Annotated in this window: 18 protein-coding genes; 12 read left to right on the top strand and 6 right to left on the bottom strand. The window is 53.5% G+C overall.

Annotated elements, in window-relative coordinates:
- Window positions 1–23: 23 nt before the first annotated feature.
- From F822_RS06970 to F822_RS06950, 5 genes are all read right to left on the bottom strand, one after another.
- On the bottom strand, window positions 24–1,526 hold the full coding sequence (locus tag F822_RS06970; protein WP_025041372.1) for a Y-family DNA polymerase: 1,503 nt from the start codon (window positions 1,524–1,526) through the stop codon (window positions 24–26).
- A gap of 13 nt (window positions 1,527–1,539) precedes the next feature.
- Window positions 1,540–2,268, bottom strand: coding sequence for a translesion DNA synthesis-associated protein ImuA (gene imuA, locus F822_RS06965; protein WP_025041371.1), 729 nt, complete (start codon window positions 2,266–2,268; stop codon window positions 1,540–1,542).
- 12 nt (window positions 2,269–2,280) lie between these two features.
- Complete coding sequence (locus tag F822_RS06960) at window positions 2,281–2,940, bottom strand: LexA family protein (RefSeq protein WP_231623592.1); 660 nt, start codon at window positions 2,938–2,940, stop codon at window positions 2,281–2,283.
- Window positions 2,941–3,326: 386 nt separating this feature from the next.
- Window positions 3,327–4,439, bottom strand: coding sequence for a hypothetical protein (locus F822_RS06955; RefSeq protein ID WP_197272886.1), 1,113 nt, complete (start codon window positions 4,437–4,439; stop codon window positions 3,327–3,329).
- Between the two features lie 126 nt (window positions 4,440–4,565).
- Window positions 4,566–5,513, bottom strand: coding sequence for a polysaccharide pyruvyl transferase family protein (locus F822_RS06950; RefSeq protein ID WP_025041368.1), 948 nt, complete (start codon window positions 5,511–5,513; stop codon window positions 4,566–4,568).
- 581 nt (window positions 5,514–6,094) lie between these two features.
- Here F822_RS06950 and gspG point away from each other — a divergent pair.
- The 11 genes from gspG to F822_RS06895 are packed head-to-tail and all read left to right on the top strand — an operon-like array spanning window position 6,095 to window position 15,769.
- Window positions 6,095–6,529 carry a type II secretion system major pseudopilin GspG gene (gene gspG, locus F822_RS06945; RefSeq protein WP_025041367.1) on the top strand — a complete coding sequence of 145 codons (435 nt, stop codon included), beginning with the start codon at window positions 6,095–6,097 and terminating at the stop codon, window positions 6,527–6,529.
- Between the two features lie 6 nt (window positions 6,530–6,535).
- Entirely contained in the window at window positions 6,536–7,720 is a 1,185-nt protein-coding gene (locus F822_RS06940) for a type II secretion system F family protein (protein ID WP_025041366.1), read from the top strand.
- Window positions 7,721–7,725: 5 nt separating this feature from the next.
- Window positions 7,726–9,417: a GspE/PulE family protein gene (locus tag F822_RS06935; protein ID WP_082204687.1), complete on the top strand. Its 1,692-nt coding sequence runs from the start codon at window positions 7,726–7,728 to the stop codon at window positions 9,415–9,417.
- The gene (locus F822_RS06930; protein WP_025041364.1) at window positions 9,398–10,219 is read left to right on the top strand and encodes a hypothetical protein; all 822 of its coding nucleotides are present in this window, start codon (window positions 9,398–9,400) and stop codon (window positions 10,217–10,219) included. The genes F822_RS06935 and F822_RS06930 overlap by 20 nt, the downstream gene beginning before the upstream one ends.
- On the top strand, window positions 10,219–10,755 hold the full coding sequence (locus tag F822_RS06925) for a PilN domain-containing protein (protein WP_025041363.1): 537 nt from the start codon (window positions 10,219–10,221) through the stop codon (window positions 10,753–10,755). The genes F822_RS06930 and F822_RS06925 overlap by 1 nt, the downstream gene beginning before the upstream one ends.
- Window positions 10,737–11,306 carry a hypothetical protein gene (locus tag F822_RS06920; RefSeq protein ID WP_025041362.1) on the top strand — a complete coding sequence of 190 codons (570 nt, stop codon included), beginning with the start codon at window positions 10,737–10,739 and terminating at the stop codon, window positions 11,304–11,306. The genes F822_RS06925 and F822_RS06920 overlap by 19 nt, the downstream gene beginning before the upstream one ends.
- Window positions 11,303–11,884, top strand: coding sequence for a hypothetical protein (locus F822_RS06915; protein WP_025041361.1), 582 nt, complete (start codon window positions 11,303–11,305; stop codon window positions 11,882–11,884). Before F822_RS06920 ends, F822_RS06915 begins: the two co-directional genes overlap by 4 nt.
- Window positions 11,881–14,151, top strand: coding sequence for a secretin GspD/PilQ domain-containing protein (locus F822_RS06910; protein ID WP_025041360.1), 2,271 nt, complete (start codon window positions 11,881–11,883; stop codon window positions 14,149–14,151). The genes F822_RS06915 and F822_RS06910 overlap by 4 nt, the downstream gene beginning before the upstream one ends.
- Window positions 14,152–14,154: 3 nt before the next feature.
- On the top strand, window positions 14,155–14,655 hold the full coding sequence (locus F822_RS06905; RefSeq protein WP_025041359.1) for a type II secretion system protein: 501 nt from the start codon (window positions 14,155–14,157) through the stop codon (window positions 14,653–14,655).
- Between the two features lie 3 nt (window positions 14,656–14,658).
- Window positions 14,659–15,084: a type II secretion system protein gene (locus F822_RS06900; protein ID WP_025041358.1), complete on the top strand. Its 426-nt coding sequence runs from the start codon at window positions 14,659–14,661 to the stop codon at window positions 15,082–15,084.
- Window positions 15,085–15,097: 13 nt separating this feature from the next.
- Window positions 15,098–15,769 carry a type II secretion system protein gene (locus tag F822_RS06895; RefSeq protein ID WP_025041357.1) on the top strand — a complete coding sequence of 224 codons (672 nt, stop codon included), beginning with the start codon at window positions 15,098–15,100 and terminating at the stop codon, window positions 15,767–15,769.
- Here F822_RS06895 and F822_RS15280 read toward each other — a convergent pair whose 3' ends face one another.
- On the bottom strand, window positions 15,770–15,919 hold the full coding sequence (locus tag F822_RS15280; protein ID WP_156304365.1) for a hypothetical protein: 150 nt from the start codon (window positions 15,917–15,919) through the stop codon (window positions 15,770–15,772).
- A gap of 141 nt (window positions 15,920–16,060) precedes the next feature.
- Between F822_RS15280 and epsA the strand changes: the two genes are divergently transcribed.
- Window positions 16,061–16,828: an XrtB/PEP-CTERM-associated transcriptional regulator EpsA gene (gene epsA / locus F822_RS06890; RefSeq protein ID WP_025041356.1), complete on the top strand. Its 768-nt coding sequence runs from the start codon at window positions 16,061–16,063 to the stop codon at window positions 16,826–16,828.
- Window positions 16,829–16,842: the final 14 nt, after the last annotated feature.

Genomic DNA, 16,842 nt, shown 5'->3' with positions numbered 1-16,842 from the left:
CCCCGGATGGAGGCAAAATCGATCTATCCAAACAGCCCCTGCAAATACCAGTCTTTTTTCTTATTGTCTCCTGTCGAGTTGTGCTCGCAGTAAATCCATAACAATTGGCCAAGATTATTTTCCGCAATAAAATAGTCGCGTGTGATCGCGCCATCGTCCCACCAGCCTGCCTCGATTCGTTCCGGTCCTGAAATTAATTTCAATAGCGACCCGTAAACCGGCCGCTGACGTTGCAGCTTCAGTTTCAGCGGTGTTTCCATTAACCAGGCGGGACGAATTAATTCCGATGAAATTCTGTCCCGATGCATTCCACGGCATGAAAATCCACCTATTCCTGAAGCATTGAATCTTTGGCTGCACTCCGGCCGATAGTCAGAGACAGCTTGCAGACTCGTGATGGCTTGCGGCCCCAGGCGGGAGGAAAGTTTTTCAATAAACCGGCTCAATGAAGTCGCTTCCGATTGCGCGGTCGGGAACAGTTCCAGATTGGCCTCCATTCCCGTTGTTATTTCGTCCGCTATCAGCTCCAATCCGCAAACCGGAACCATCAGTTTTGTACGCTCCAGGCGTTCACGGAGCAAAATCATTAAATGACCGGGATCATTACTTTGCTCGGAAAGCCGTATGTTTATGGGCGTGGATCGATGTGGCTGCCGGAGAGAATATTCATGGTGCAGAATGAGCGAGAACGCTGAAACCGCCGTATAGCGTGAAGCCAGCCAGCCGCACATTTGCTCGATCATCCGCTGTACGGGAAGCAGCAACATGCCGGCATTTTCAACTTGCGCCATTAATTCCATCTTTCGCTGGAAATATTCCGGTGCTTCAAACCATTTTTGAGGGTCTGGCGAGTCGCCGTAAGCCTGATCCAGTTCCATCAGAAGACCCGTGCCAAATCGACGCGCCATTCCTCCACGTGGCAATCGCCGTAAATCAGCCAGCGTTTTGCAGCCTATGCCGCGAATGACTTCAAGATGAGCCTGGGCCGACTCCAGCAAACTGACGGGCAGGAAGTCGAGCAATAAGTGGAATTTAGCCCCCGCGCCATTGATGACGGTGTGCGGTGGCGTGGACTGTGCGAGAAGCCATGCTCCTTTTGCAGTGGGAGCTGCGCCCACGCAGAGTTGCAAGCCTTGTGCAGTCACTGCCCGGTTGAGTAATCGGCACAATTTTTTCAGGCCGCCAAACAGCTTCAGGCTTCCGGAAACCTCCGCGATCAGGCCGCTGCATTGCAGCACAATATTGGGAGTGAAACGCAAAGCGGCATATGCAGCTTCCTGCAACGCTTTCATTTCTTCATTCGGGTCATGCTCCAATACCACCAGGTCGGGAAAAAGAGACAGGGCGCTTGCCAAGGGTTGATGAGCCGTTACTCCCCATTGTTGCGCCGGCTTATTGGCTTGCCGGATATAAGCCTGATTACCCTTGCGAATAGTTACCGCCATTGCGGGGATCAGTGCGGCAGGAAACCGGCGTTCAATCCAGTCGAGCGATAATGTTGGACAATGTAGAGCGATCCACAACATTTTGATCCAAGACTCAACAATGGACTAAAGCAGATCCGGATACAGCGGAGCTGGAGAAGGGCTTTATCTGAGGGAGGACAATGTAAATGGGCAGGACAGTCGGAGCACCCCGCCGTTTCAGCAGGCGCACAGAAAGCGTATGCTGCGCTACCGGACCGAGCCATATTCTAAGTGGGGCCGCGGAGGATTCGAATTGCGCGCTCACCGGCCTGAACAAGAAAACCAGGCTGGCAACAGTTCGCGCGATGACCTGTAATCTGCGCGTCGTTTGCAGGCTGGATTCGGGCAGCCAGCCGATAACAGCTCCGAAAGCGGCGCTTTTGATCCCTTGTTCAAGTACCCATAATCGCTCGGCCGGTTTGTCGACTCTGGCAATTACAATACGCCGACTATCAATATGCAGGTTCTCCCACGCATGCATATAAGGAATATAAGGCGGACCCACCAATAGAATATTTCTCCCGTCTCCGGTGATCTGCTCAAGCGGTCGACCCAATAATCTGATTTCTCCCAGCCCTTCTGCCGGTAGCAGCAATTCCGTCAGATTGTGAACAGGCCATCCCCCTCCGGGCAAAGCTTTATCCAGTTCGCTGAAACCACTGGAAACAACCGGATCCGCTGAAGATCCCGATGGATCACTCGAAGATCCTGATGGATCGCCCCTCCATATCCTGTTTTTGAATCGAGCTTCGATTTGCAAAAGCGATAGCGGCGCAGAGGGTGAGGAAGCAAGCATCGACATGGTGAAGTTCCATTAACCACGGCTGGGACCGAGGTGGTTTCCGGCAGCGGGGGCTTTTCGAAACAGGCCAACATAAAACCCGTAGATTTCCAGTTTCTGCTCGGGCCGGATAGGCAGGTACTCCTTGCTTCGCCTATCATTGCGCGCTTCCAGGTAATAGCCTTCCTTGTCCCTGGCCAGGACCTTGAGGGTGAATTCGTTGTCCACGATAGCCAATACGACCTGGCCAAGTGAAGCTGAATTGCTGCGTTCAATAACCACCATGTCGCCCTCGAGTATTCCCAGATCGATCATCGAATCGCCCTTGACGGGAAACAGGATGGTTTGAGAAGGCTTTTCGATAAGATAATCATCTATACGCAATAATTCAGGCTGAACGTCGGGAGCCTCTTGAGGCAACCCTGCACGGACCGTATGCCCGACCGCTCGCTCGAAAAAGCGTGGCCCCGGGCGCAATCTTCCGCCCGGACCATTTTCCAGAAAACCCTCTTCTTTTAAACGCTGGACGATCCGGTGTGTCCAGGAACGGGCCTTTCCGTTCCATAGCACAGATAATTGAGTTGTCGAGGGAATGATTCTTTCCCGGACGTAGTAATCCTGAAGCTTGCCAAGATAAGAAGAAATGTCGAGTTGCTGCATGGCGAGAGCTGAATAGAGAACGATTGATCTCATTATAGAGAACAATCGTTCTCTATTCAAGTCGCTCCATGTCTGCTGTTTTTCTACCCCAAACTTCTGCAATAGGGCAGCAAGTTCGCAAGTACTCAAGAATAGGTCGGCGATAGGGTTGATTGCGGTTTTAATGCATAAATCTGAATTGGCTTACGCCCGCCGAAAGGTGGACTGGGACGACCCAGAGCCATACCCATTTACCCTATCCATGATTTTGAAAATGAATTCGTTGCCGTTTTCTATAGTCATAATGCACGGGTGACAGCAGGCTTGCTGATGTGGATGAGCAATTTCCGGGAACCTGCGATTTGTAAACCTATGCGGCTCGGGACAATCGCAACAATACAGACCTGCCTGCCTCGATTGATCGCAATGCCGGAAAGCTTTCAAGCATCTGCTGTATCACGGTTAATGATTTCTTCTGACCGCTGAATCAGCTTACGTAATGCTCTATCAACAGGCGGATCAAGATGTCCCACCAGCTCCCTTCGAAAATTAAGTGATAAATCATCCGTTATTGGGGGCAAAGCCTCAATAGCTTGAACCAGCGGTATATTTTCCGGCAAAGTATCGAGCTTGAAATCAGGGGCATGCCAACTCAAGGTCATGCGCAGCAGGACGCATTTACGGCAATAACCGCAGTTACCAAGTGATGTCGGGTGTTCCCAGCATACGCGTAGATGGCGCTTCAGAAGTGGTTTGGCAATAGTATGATTCACCAACCGCTTTATCTTTTCTGATCGAGAAACCTCATGTCCTATGCTTTTGACCGAAAGTCGGCTGGAGGACCAGCAAGGATCGAGCTCAGGGTGCGAACCCCAGGGACCCAGATGATCCTGGTCAAAGCTCGATGAAATAAGCAAGGAACCGATGCGTTCTTGCAGGAGGTGCCCTAAAAATGCAACCGCACCCCCATGGGAGAATTCCCAGGATAATCTCCGAAAAAGACGATGCCTTCTGAGATCAGTCTCAATCATTGTCCAATCTTTACCCGTTGCCTCGGCTACTGTGGCTAGAGAATTACACATGGATGCAAGGATATCTTTTCTTTCTAGCGGGATATCAAATCCGGAAGCCAGAATTAAAAGATCGGGTGCTGGATCGGCAAAAAAGCAGGAATAAAATGAATCAACTCCTAAGCTAAACGCCAGCCCGACACCTTGGTTTGGCCGACCAGGATTACCGGGTGCAAAGTCAGGCTGAACTGCCCCATAATCCCACCACGCATTTACCTGATCAAGTATGCGTTGCGTGTTCTCCAGCCATACCGGATCGCACGATTCCCCGACAAGACGTCTGCCCATCGCGACAGTAGGCAGCAGGAAAGCAGTACCCAGTGCCTCCGGGGATAGAACAAGTTTCGTGCGTTTACTTCGGATATGCAGAAAATTACCGTCGATCCTGGTGCATAAATCATTACCGTGCTTTATAACCCCTGGCATATGAACGGGGATGTCGAGAAAACGAGCTATCTGATCACGCAATTTTGGCTTGGGCATAATAATAGGGGTTGTTACCAAGAGAATTGAGCGGACGCACGCAAGCATCGTGAAGTTGGATGAGACAGCTCACTCTCCTGACGGCTTGCCGTCATTCCTCTTCCGAAGGAGGATTATTCTTCGATTTTATTCAACGCTTTTCGCTTGGTAATCCACGATACTGCTCGACCCGGTCCACGCAGTGATATAAGAATAATTCTTGCCATAAGAATTATTCAAGACCGTATTCGGAATCCCCATCAGACAAGACAAGATGTGGGCATGCAACCGGTCAGTCGTAACTACCTCGAATCTGCTGAAAAGATCGATCGCCTCGCCAACCAGCTTCGTTGCGTATTTGATCCACAAGTCCATCTCAAGGGACAGGATACCCGAGTCGAGGTGCACCCGGTGCAAGGCAGCCAGCACTCCCCGCATCATCCGAATCCAGGTATTTTTATGCCTGACCAACTCCCGCCAGTCGGCACGCATATCAAAATCGATAACCTCGCTCCCTGCGGACTCGGCATCAGCTCTCAATAGCGCGAGACGATGGCCCTCGCAATGCCGGGCTTGTTGTATCGGCCATAACTGGTGCGCCATATCCGGGAGAAGATAAACATGCCGCGACATGGGGACCGCCAGTTCAAATGACTTATGGTCCCTGACACAAATATGGAGATCGGGGTGCTTTGCAAAAATCCTGCAGCATTGCGCATACGCATCCGGGGAACGGAAGTGAATGGTCTGAGGGAAGATAATTATCCTGTTCCCCGGTAGCTTCTCCACCACATGTTGGCGCATCTGCTGCGGTCCTGCGTAAAGATCGCCAAGATTACCGCCGCCCTGGAATACGATCACATCCCCGGCTCTTGCCCAGCTTGGGCGGTAGGTAAAATACGCCGCCTTGAGGTTTATCTTCAACTCATGGAGCGCGAAGAAGCGGAGCGTGCCCAGCATGATCAGCAGGTCACCTATGTTCCTGTGAACAGGTAAATCGACGTAATGAACCGGAGCTGTCCCAATCAAGCCGGCAAGGACATGGTGTTCGCCCGCCAGAGAGCGCATTAATTCAGCATGAGGTGCATCGCTCATTGTTTTTATCTGTTCGATTAGGGCATCCCTCCTTGATCAATTCCCTGTTGAATATCTCGACATAGCAGTTACCCATCGGCTGCCAGGCCGGCTGAAATCCTTCTGCCTCACTCTGAAGCTCAAGCAGAAGGAGCACGGCGCGCGCCGCTATCGTAAAGGGTACCACACACCAGAAACGCCTTATCAGCGTGCCATGGATTACGAGAGTGTAACCGAAGAGACCAGGTCAAAACTGCGAACACTGCACGAAATACTGCACCCATTTGATCTGAAACAGCAGATCGATGCCGAATAAGTCACATCTTTTCCATGGTCAAAGTTACCTCGGTTATGAGGCAACGATCCTGACCTTCGGTATCCTTTTGTGATGAGGAAACGCGTTGAAATCTCCGCGGAGCATAACAGTGCCGGGAGATCAAGGATCAGGTTTGTAAATACCGTCAATACGCCGCCCGCGGCGCTTCGTTTCTAGTCCAATCGCTTCAGCTATCCCGTCATTTCCCTGTAATGGATTTGTCATGTAAGACGCTTACACTTCGTATCGTTTTGCAAAGTCTACTAATGGATTCGAGGATACTGAAATGAAGCGTTGGCGTATCCAGCGGCGTACGCATGCGGCATATGGATTCACACTGCTCGAGTTGCTAGTCGTAATGGTCATTATAGGATTGCTGGCTGGCTATGTGGCGCCCAAGTATTTTTCGCAGGTGGGCAAGTCCGAAATAAAAGCGGCTCAAGCCCAGATTGATTCCCTGGAAAAGGCGCTGGATCAGTATCGCCTGGATACCGGTCACTATCCAGCTACCGAACAAGGACTGATCTCTCTGGTGACGCGTCCCACCAATGAACTGAAGTGGCAGGGGCCTTACCTCAAGAAGATGGTACCGCCAGATCCCTGGGGGCGACCATATGTCTATAAATATCCGGGCGAACGCGCGGAGTTCGATTTGTATTCCTATGGCAAGGACGGTCAACCCGGTGGTACGGGTGAAGCGGTCGATATAGCGAACTGGTAGGCTCGGATGCACTACGAAGTGAAGGCCGTACTTGTCGGACAAGGCACGGTATTGCTGAAACTCGAGGCGGATAGCGAGAAGGATGCCCGTCTCCAGGTAATGGCGCAGGGCGGCATGGTTTTGGACATACGCCGGCGGTTTACCGGTTGGATACCGAAACCCCGACTACGTTTTCCACTGGCGCATTTCAGCCAGGAGTTGCTCTCCCTGTTGGGGGCGGGGCTCAGCCTGGTAGAGAGCATCGAGACGCTGTCGGAAAAAGAGCAGGACGCCGGCATACGAAAAATCATGGGCGAACTGCTTGAGCGGCTTTATGAGGGCATGACTTTCTCGCGGGCATTGGAATTTTATCCGCAGGCGTTCCCGCCTCTTTATGTCGCCAGTGCGCGCGCAAGCGAGCGCACTGGCGACCTGCCTGAAGCCTTGACGCGTTTCATGACTTATCAGGCGCAGATGGATCTGGTCCGCAAGAAACTGATTGGCGCTTCCATTTATCCGGTTCTCCTGCTGGTGATAGGGCTGCTGGTGGCAATGTTCCTTCTGGTTTTTGTGGTGCCGAAGTTCAGCGCTATTTATGAGGATCTCGGATCCGATTTGCCGTGGCTCTCCGTACTTCTGATCCAATGGGGGCATTTCGTGCATGACCAGGGATGGCAATTGGCGGGTGTGGGGACAGTCACGCTAGGAATTGCCATCTATAGCCTGACGCGGCCGCTGTTCAGAATATGGGTATCGCAACAATTATGGCGCATTCCGGCCATCGGAGAACGCATGCGCGTTTATCAACTTGCCCGGTTTTACAGGACGCTCGGTATGCTGTTGCGTGGGGGTATTCCGGTGGCAAAGGCGCTGGAAATGGTGAGCGGTCTGCTACAGCCGCACTTCAGGCCAAAAGTGCATGCGGCCGCTGCCAGTATCCGCGAGGGAAAAACAATCTCCAGCGCGATGGAGGCGGAAGGACTCACGACGGCCGTTGGCAGCCGCATGCTGCGGGTCGGGGAAAGAACCGGTTTGATGGGGGAAATGATGGAGCGAATCGGTAATTTTCATGATGAAGAAATTGCGCGCTGGGTCGAGTGGATGACGAAGCTGATCGAACCCCTGTTGATGGCGGTGATCGGTGGGGTGATCGGCGGAATCATCATCCTCATGTATATGCCGATATTCCAGTTGGCGGGAAGCATCAATTGAGCCGCGTGATTGAATCCGCGTTACAGCCATCGGCATTGCAGCCGATCGATTTGCGTCAGCTTGGCGAGGCACGCCGGGAAGCGTCGAATCGGGGTGTTCCAGTCATGGCGGTTCTGGAAGAAGCTTGCGGCTATGCGCCAGGCCAGTTCGTTATGGAGCTTGGCAGGCTGCTCAGGATGCCCGTGTTGACAATGGAGGATCTGCGGACATGCGATCCCGCATTCGAGATGCTGTCTTTTAACGAAGCGGTCATGCAGGAGTGCGCGTTGTTCCGGCGGGAAGAAAAATACCTTTTTGCTGTCGGTAATCCATTTTCGCCCAATCTGAGAGCATGGGCAGAAGAATGTATCGATGTCGCAGCCACGTGGCATCTGGTGCATCCCGCCGATCTGGCCGCTTTTTTTGCGCAACAGGAAAAAACGATGCGCGCGATGGATAGCGTGCTTTCCGCGGCGGAGCGCAGTGCGATACAAGTGGGAGAAGAAGATCTTTCGCTCAAGACAATTAACGAGGGCACCAGTCCGGTGGTGCGGCTGGTTCACTCCACGTTATATGACGCTCATAAATCGCAGGCAAGCGATATTCATCTCGAAATGGGGATGGGTACCCTGTCGATCAAATACCGGATCGATGGCGTACTGACGCTGATCGGCGTGATGCAAGGCATGGAGCTGGCGGAACAGGTGATTTCCCGCATCAAGGTAATGTCCGATCTGGATATTGCCGAGCGTCGCGTACCGCAGGATGGCCGCTTCAAAATTTCCATCCAGAGTCGGGAGATTGATTTTCGTGTATCGATCATGCCGAGTATTTTCGGTGAGGATGCGGTGCTGCGTATCCTCGACCGGCAGGCCCTTGCCGATCATGTCGAGGGGTTGACACTCGATCATCTTGGTTTCGACCAGGACACGATGGCGAGTTTGCGCCGCCTCAGCGCCGAGCCCTACGGCATGTTATTGGTGACCGGTCCCACCGGAAGCGGCAAAACGACGACGCTTTATGCCGCAATTTCGGAAGTCAATGATGGTCAGGACAAAATCATCACGATAGAGGATCCCATCGAGTACCAGTTGCCGGGTGTGCTGCAGATACCGGTCAACGAGAAAAAGGGATTGACCTTCGTACGTGGCTTGCGCTCGATCCTGCGCCACGATCCGGACAAGATCATGATCGGCGAAATCCGCGATCCCGAAACGGCGCAAATCGCAATACAGGCCGCGTTGACGGGGCATCTGGTGTTTACCACGGTCCATGCCAATAGCGTATTCGACGTGATCGGGCGTTTTGCGCACATGGGCGTGGATCCCTACAGTTTTGTTTCCGCCCTGAACGGAATCGCCGCGCAAAGGCTGGTTCGCCTGCTTTGTACGCATTGCGCGGTGGAAGAGTGCCCGGACGAGCGGTTGATTGCCGAGTCGGGCATTGATCGCGCTGGTGCGGGCACCTTCCGGTTTCGTACGGGTAAAGGATGCGGCCAGTGCCGCGGCAGTGGATACCGCGGACGCAATGCAATCGCAGAGATGCTGGTGCTGAATGATGAAATCCGCGAACTCATCGTAGCGCGGGAACCCATACGCCGAATAAAGGAGGCCGCGAAGCGAAGCGGTACCCGTTTCCTGCGTGAAGCCGCGCTAGCGATGGTGATGAAGGGGCAAACGAGTTTACAGGAGGCTAATCGTGTCACCATTGTTGCGTGATCGGATACAGGTTTTTTTTGCCCCCGATCGGATCGACCTGGTGCGATCCTTCCGCGGAATAAAGCCGAAGGAGGACCTCAGGCTCGTGGTGCCTTGCGAACGCGAGCCGGGCTTGCCTGCCTGGGAACCGCCTCTCGGGCAATTGGAGCAGATGATCGAAGATGCTGCTGGCGTAGACATGAGCATCACTATTTCCAACGATCTTGTGCGATACGCTGTGGTATCGGCACAGACGCAAATCGCGAGCCCCAGTGAACTGTATGCATACGCGGCTTTTCACATGCGCGAGGTGTACGGAGAGCGCGCAGGGACATGGGCGCTCAGCATCAGTGCGTGGGATCCGTGTGGCGGGGCCGTCTGTGCCGCGATCGAGCGCAATCTGCTCGAGCGATTGGGGGACATCGCCATCCGGCGCAAGGTAAGGTTGAAAAGTATAAAGCCTTATCTGACGAGCGCATTCGATCGATGGCGTAAACGGTTTGATGGATCCCAGGTGTGGTTTGCCCTGATCGAAACCGGGCGTCTTTGTGTTGTCTTGCTGTCGAATGGCGCCTGGCATCGCATAAGCAATCGAAGGATGCTGCATCGTCCCGAAGACGAACTGCTTGCGGCACTGGACCAGGAAGCGCTCCTTTTTTCGCGACAAAAAGAAGCGGTCCAATCGGTCTATCTGTTTGCACCGGATCATCCCGAAATGAGACTGCCGGGCGACTGCGGCTGGCAAGTTGTCCCCTTGCTGACGGAGGGTAAGCCTGCGCCACTGCATTACCCGTCTGTCCTGGTCTCCGGCAGGGGAAGCTGATGCGCAGCTTGAATCTGAATTTCCCGGATGGCGGACAGGAAGCTCGCAGCGCCGGATTTATCGTGTTGATACTGGGCATAGCCGCTTTGACAGGTGTGCTTTACCAGTTCAAAGCGGCCATGGAAGAGGTGGCCTACTGGGATTTGCGCATTGCGGGGATGGATCGCCGGACGCAACGAAAAACGCTGCCGCAGGGTGCATCCACACCCGGAGGCCGGGAAATAAAACAGGAAATAAAAAGAGCCAACGCAGTACTGAGTGAGATTGATTTGCCCTGGGAGGCTCTTTTTGATTCCGTCGAATACGCGACCGGTCACGACGTGGCTCTGCTGTCATTCCAGCCGGATGCCTCCGGCCACACGATGCTGATTGGCGGCGAGGCGAAAAATATGCTGGCGCTGCTCGATTTTGTCGGCGCCCTGGAGCGTGAACCGGTTCTCAAGGATGCGTATCTGCTCAAGTATGAAATCAAGCGGGAAGATCCGCAGCAGCCGGTTATTTTTTCCCTGACGGCATCATGGATCGAGATTTCCTGAGGAATACCTTGCTGCGAGTGCGCTGGCAGACGGCGCGACTCGGTACACCCGGAAAAATAGGTTTCGGATTGATGATCTTTTCGGTCGTTTTTTTCATTGTGGCAGTGTTGCCGCGCCGTGCGGAATCGAGCGCACTGATGGGCAAAGCCGAAGCGATGAAAGTGCTTATGCAAACAAAACCTGCAATGGCACCGGGCAGAAAAATACAAGGCGATGAGGCGCTGCAGGCTTTCTACGCCTTTTTTCCGCATATCGATTCCTCGCCATTCTGGATCAAGGAGTTGGTGCAGGTTGCGGGGCAGCACAATGTAGAGGTCAACGGGAGCGACTATCGCATGGTCCGTGAAAAAAACTGGAAGCTTGCACGCTATGAAATGGCATTGCCCGTCCGTGGCAAATATTCCCAGGTACGTGGCTTTGTTGCCGATGCCTTGCGTGTCGTGCCTGCAATGGCCCTGGTGGATATCGCCATCAAACGTGAAGGTGTGGACTCCGAATTGCTCGAAGCAAGTCTCAAATTCAACCTCTATCTGAGCGAAGACAAGAGATGAAAGGAGCCGTGCAAGGACGCACATTGTGGCTGGGCGGCGCGTTGTTGGCAGCGCTCCTTTCCGCCCAATGGGTGAGCGGAGAAGACGGCCACTCGGACACCGCCCAACCCGCGTCCGGAGAAACCCGCCCGATTGCGGTGCAAGGCGGCGCTTCCGCGGATCGCGCGGATTCGGGGTCATCGGCATCCGAAGAAAGGACCCTCCAGGAGGGACTATTCACGAAAGATGAATCCGGTCAATTGGAACTCGAGCGGTTGGAACGTAGAAAATTCGGCGTACAGGCAGGTGATATTTTCACCCGTAAATCGTGGATACCGCCGCCGCCAGCCATGAAACCCCAACCGCCATCGCCGCCGCCCCTATCGTTCAAATATCTCGGTAAGGTTACGGAGGGGGATGAAACGCGAGTGTTTCTTTCTCTTTCCGAACGTAATTATGTGGTCAAGGCCGGGGAAAACATCAACGATCGATATCGGGTGGAAGAAGTCAGCGATCACGCGATCATCCTGACTTATCTACCCCTTAACATAAGACAGACTCTTGTCACCACCAGTGGAACGGCAGGAAATTTTCAATGAGAGCGGTTGGATGCATCATGACCGTGCTGATGTTGGCCGGGCTTGCCGGATGCGCTTCGGACAAGGCGTTCGAGGAAGGGAAACGGCTTATTGCGGAGGGCAAGATGACACCGGGCCTGACAAGTCTGGAACAGGCCGCGCGCGAGGAGCCGGACAATCTCGAGATCCGGACGGTGTTGGCGCGCCAGCGTGAGGCGGTAGCCGGACGTCTGTTGACCGACGCCGACAATGCCAGGCTGTCAGGCAAACTGGATGCCGCCCAGCAGGGATACCATGACGTGCTTGGGATAAACCCTCGAAACGAGCGTGCACACGCAGGCCTGGCCGCGCTGGACGTGGAGCGCCGCCATGCAGCCAAAATCAAGCACGTCGAAACGTTGCTGGCGCACAACAATTTGTCCGGGGCCGAAACCGAGATTCAATCGGTACTCCAGGAAAACCCCATGCAGCGAGATGCCCGTCGGCTCATGAAGCAAATCACCGAGGAACTGGCGGGAGAAAAAACAGAGACGGTATTAAAGACCGACTTCAAACAGTCGCTGACCCTGGAATTTCGTGATACTCACCTGAAATCCGTCTTTGAAATTATTGCCCGCACCGCAGGGATCAACTTCGTTTTCGACAAGGACATCAAACAGGATACGAAAATCACGATTCTGATCCGTAACAGTAATATCAACGATGTACTCAAGCTGTTACTCATGACGAATCAACTCGCTTACAAGGTGCTCAACGAAAACTCATTGCTGATTTATCCCAACACGGCGGCCAAGCAGAAGGAATATCAGGAGTTGATGGTGCGCGGGTTCTATGTGGCAAATACCGATGTGAAGCAGATCGTCGCCATGGTCAAGGGATTGGTCAAAACAAAAGATATTTACGTGGACGAGAAGTTGAATCTTTTTGTGATGAAAGATACGCCGGAGGCAATCCGTCTGGTCGAACGACTGGTTGCGTTGAACGATCTGGCCGATCCCGAAGTCATGCTGGAAGTCGAAGTGCTTGAAATCGCCCGTAATCTCTTGCTCAATCTTGGCTTGCGCTATCCCGATTCAATCAACGTCAGCATGCTCAATGCGGCCGGCGCCGCCGCCGGCCTTCCGAATCCCATACCGCCTTTCCAGATCAACAGTGGCGGGATCAATGGCAATGGGTTCAGCATCGACGGATTAACCGCGGTGATTACCAACCCGGCAGTCTTGATTAACCTCAAGCAACAGGACGGGATTATCAACGTGCTTGCCAATCCACGCATCAGGGTGAAGAATCGTCAGAAGGCGAAGATTCTCATTGGCGATAAAGTGCCGGTGGTTACCACGACCGCTACCGCCAACGTTGGTGTTGCGTCATCGGTGAGTTATCTCGATGTCGGGCTCAAACTGGATGTCGAGCCTATCGTTTCGTTAGGGGACGAGGTGTCGATCAACGTCAGCCTCGAAGTAAGCAATATCGTCAAGGAAGTACCGATAACCAACGGGGGGCTTGCCTATCAGGTAGGCACACGCACCGCAACCACAACGCTGGCGTTGAAGGATGGGGAGACACAGATTCTGGCAGGCCTGATCAATGACTCCGAGCGCACCACTTTCGACAAAATACCGGGGCTGGGTGATTTGCCATGGGTCGGCAGGTTGTTTTCGAGCCAGAACCATACTCGCAACAAGACAGAAATCGCTTTGCTCATTACGCCGCGCATTGTGCGCAATATTGCACGCCCATCGAGACCGGATAGTCAACTTTCATTTGGTACCGAGAACGCCGCAGGAATGTTTCCGGTCACCATTGCCAAGATGGCGCCAAGATCGCTTGCGATGTCGTCTTCTTCCTCAGCGGCCGTAGTTGCCAGACCCGTTGTCCGGCCTGAAGAGCCATCCGATGAGCCCAAGGGGGAGCCTGCCCGTTCCGCTGCACAGACTGCACCGCCACCAGTCCTTACCCTGACGGCACCTACGGAGGCGTCTCCCGGCAAGGAATTTACGGTAAATATAAGTCTTGCGGGTGGCGAAAGCGTGCCAGCCGCGGAACTGGAACTTAATTATGATGCGAGTGCGCTCGAAGCGCTGGATGAAGGGGCAAAAACGGGGGCGCGGCTGTTGCAGCTGAGCAAGAGCGAAGGTGCTGCGGCAACTGCCGAGGTGCGGTTCAAGGTTATCGCGGTGGAATCAGGCTCAACCCGGATCACTGTCCAGAATCTTTCATTGCCGGGTGAAAGCGAGATGGCGGCACAGGTTACCCTGCCGCCCGCAGCGAACATCGATATCCGGTGAGGCATGGCAAACGGTAGCTTGACAGTGAATCCATCATCCAGCCGGGGTTTCACGCTGGTTGAACTGATGATCGTCATGGCGGTCATGGCGGTGCTGGCTTCCGCGGCCATGCCCTTATACGAACTCACCTCGCAGCGCGACAAGGAAAAAGAACTGCGAACAGGACTGAGGCAAATACGGGAAGCCATCGATGCATACAAACGGGCGGTAAACGATGGACGTATTGCCCGGAATGCTGACGAATCTGGTTATCCGCGCAAATTGGAGGATCTCGTCGCAGGGGTGCCCGATGCGAAGGATCCGGAAAAGCGCAAAATCTATTTTTTACGTCGATTACCGCGTGATCCCATGACCACCGATTCCGGACTTACCGACGCCGACACCTGGGGTAAGCGTGCCTATGGAAGTCCACCGGATAGTCCTCAGGAAGGAGACGACGTTTTCGACGTGTATTCACATTCGCAACAGGCTGGTTTGAATGGCATTTCCTATGACGCATGGTGAATTATGCAGCGAATACGGTCGACGGAGAAAACAAAAGCCAACGCAACGCTACCGATCAACTGGAGTTGCTCTGGTTTTACCCTGGTCGAATTACTGGTAGTGATGGCGATTATCGCCACTTTGCTCAGCATCGTGGCGCCAAAATATTTTAATTCACTCCATCGATCCAAAGAAACGGTATTGCGGCAGGATCTGAACATCATGCGCGATGCCATCGACAAATTCCATGCTGATACTGACAGCTATCCCGGCACGCTGGTCGAATTGGTGGAGAAACGATACTTGCGCAACATTCCGGTGGATCCGCTGACGGAGAGTGCGGAAACCTGGATCGTGGTTTCCCCTCCCGGCGATCTCGATGGGGTTTATGACGTGCGCAGCGGTTCGCCTGAACAGGCAAACGATGGAATCTCTTATGAGGCGTGGTAAGCGAGAGTGAGGCATGCGCGGGGAAAGCGGTTTTACCTACATCTGGATGCTATTCGCGGTCGCATTGATCGGCATCGTGGTGGCCGGCGCAGGCCAGGTATGGCAAACCGAAGCACGACGGGAAAAAGAAGTGGAGCTCATGTTCGTCGGCGAGCAATTCAGGCTGGCGATAGGGTCGTACTACGAGAATTCACCTGGGATGCCCAAGCGCTACCCTGATTCTCTGGAGAAATTGCTTGCGGACGACCGCTTCCCGATAATCAAGCGGCACTTACGCAAAATCTTTTTTGATCCTGTGACAGGCTTTGCCCGATGGGGGCTGATCAAGCAGCCAGGCATTGGAATTATCGGCGTGCACAGTCTCTCGACCCGGAAGCCATTCAAGCGAGCTAATTTTCAGGAACGCTATGCCACTTTCGCGGAAGCGGTAACTTATCAGGATTGGAAGTTCATTTATCTGCCAGGAGAAGCCGGCGGATCCTCGCCACAATCGGAATTACAATCACAGCCTCAGGCAGACCCACCATCACAGCCCCATTCTCAGCCGTGGAACGAACCAGGGCGAGACCTTCAACCCCGGGCGCAACCGGAACAACCGCCATTCCCGGTTTCTCCCGACCCATCGGCTGAAGCCGATCCCGTTCCCCAGCCGCCAGGTTTTCCTTCCGGAAACGCACAGTATTAGTCATGGGCTGTGATGCCGTCGGGCAATACCCATGAAATTGACGGCGATTCCCGCCAACGATATTCCGTATCGCGCAAAAATGACATCGTCACAGGATGTCGCCTGCGCAAGCAAGTGGGCATGATCCTTTCTGCCCAGCATCATGTTCATCTATTTGACACGCTTCCTTAATTATCCCGTCATGCAACATGCTGAGAATGAGCGGGCTGCCAAGGTTGAACAAGAACAGCGGTGCCAATATCGTTGCCGGGCATGCGGCACAAATAAAAATCAAGGCACGGGAGCCGGTATATGAGGAGCATTACGCTGACAGAGAGAGAAACGGAATATCTGTTTCGGATTATTGATTCATCGACGGCTATTTCCTTGCGTCATCAATTTTTCCTGTGGGCCCAAGGCGAGGTGCAAAGTCTTTTACCGCATGGCATGCTCATATGCATATTCGATGAAGGATCCGGCCAGTCGGTCAGCATGGAAAAATTCAGCCGTACCAGCATAAACGATGCTACGTTTTCCGAGCTTTGCCGGCCGGATGGCGGTGTCATGACCCGCGTCATGTCGGCATGGGCTGCAGGCAAGAACCAGCCATTCCTGCTGTGTCCACAAAATTCGAACGGCATTGCATACAAGCTTTTCGCAAACGACCTCAAGCGTGACAATCTGGAACGCATCGCAGCGCACGGCATGTTCGATGTCAATGGCCGGGTCCGGAGTCTGTTCGCCTTTACGCAAATTTCCTGTGCATTAACCGAGCGTCACGCCTATTTTCTCGAACTGCTGATGCCTCACATGCATATTGCGCTGGTACGCATGCTGTTCCACGAGCGCGATTGCAAGCACGGCGTTACGGTGGAAAAAAGCAGGAAGCTCATCACGGATCGGGAGACGGAAATCCTGCGCTATGTGCAAATGGGCAAGAACAATCTCGAAATTTCGCATTTGCTCGATATCAGTCCGCTTACCGTTAAAAACCATGTTCAAAAGATTCTGCGTAAGTTAAATGTCAATAACCGGGCTCATGCGGTAGCCAAGGCAATGGCGTTGAAGCTCACGCTTTAAACGACCCTTCGCAG

The sequence above is a fragment of the Nitrosospira briensis C-128 genome, assembly GCF_000619905.2.
GTDB classification, from domain to species: domain Bacteria; phylum Pseudomonadota; class Gammaproteobacteria; order Burkholderiales; family Nitrosomonadaceae; genus Nitrosospira; species Nitrosospira briensis.
This window is presented reverse-complemented; position numbering and strand designations above follow the sequence as displayed.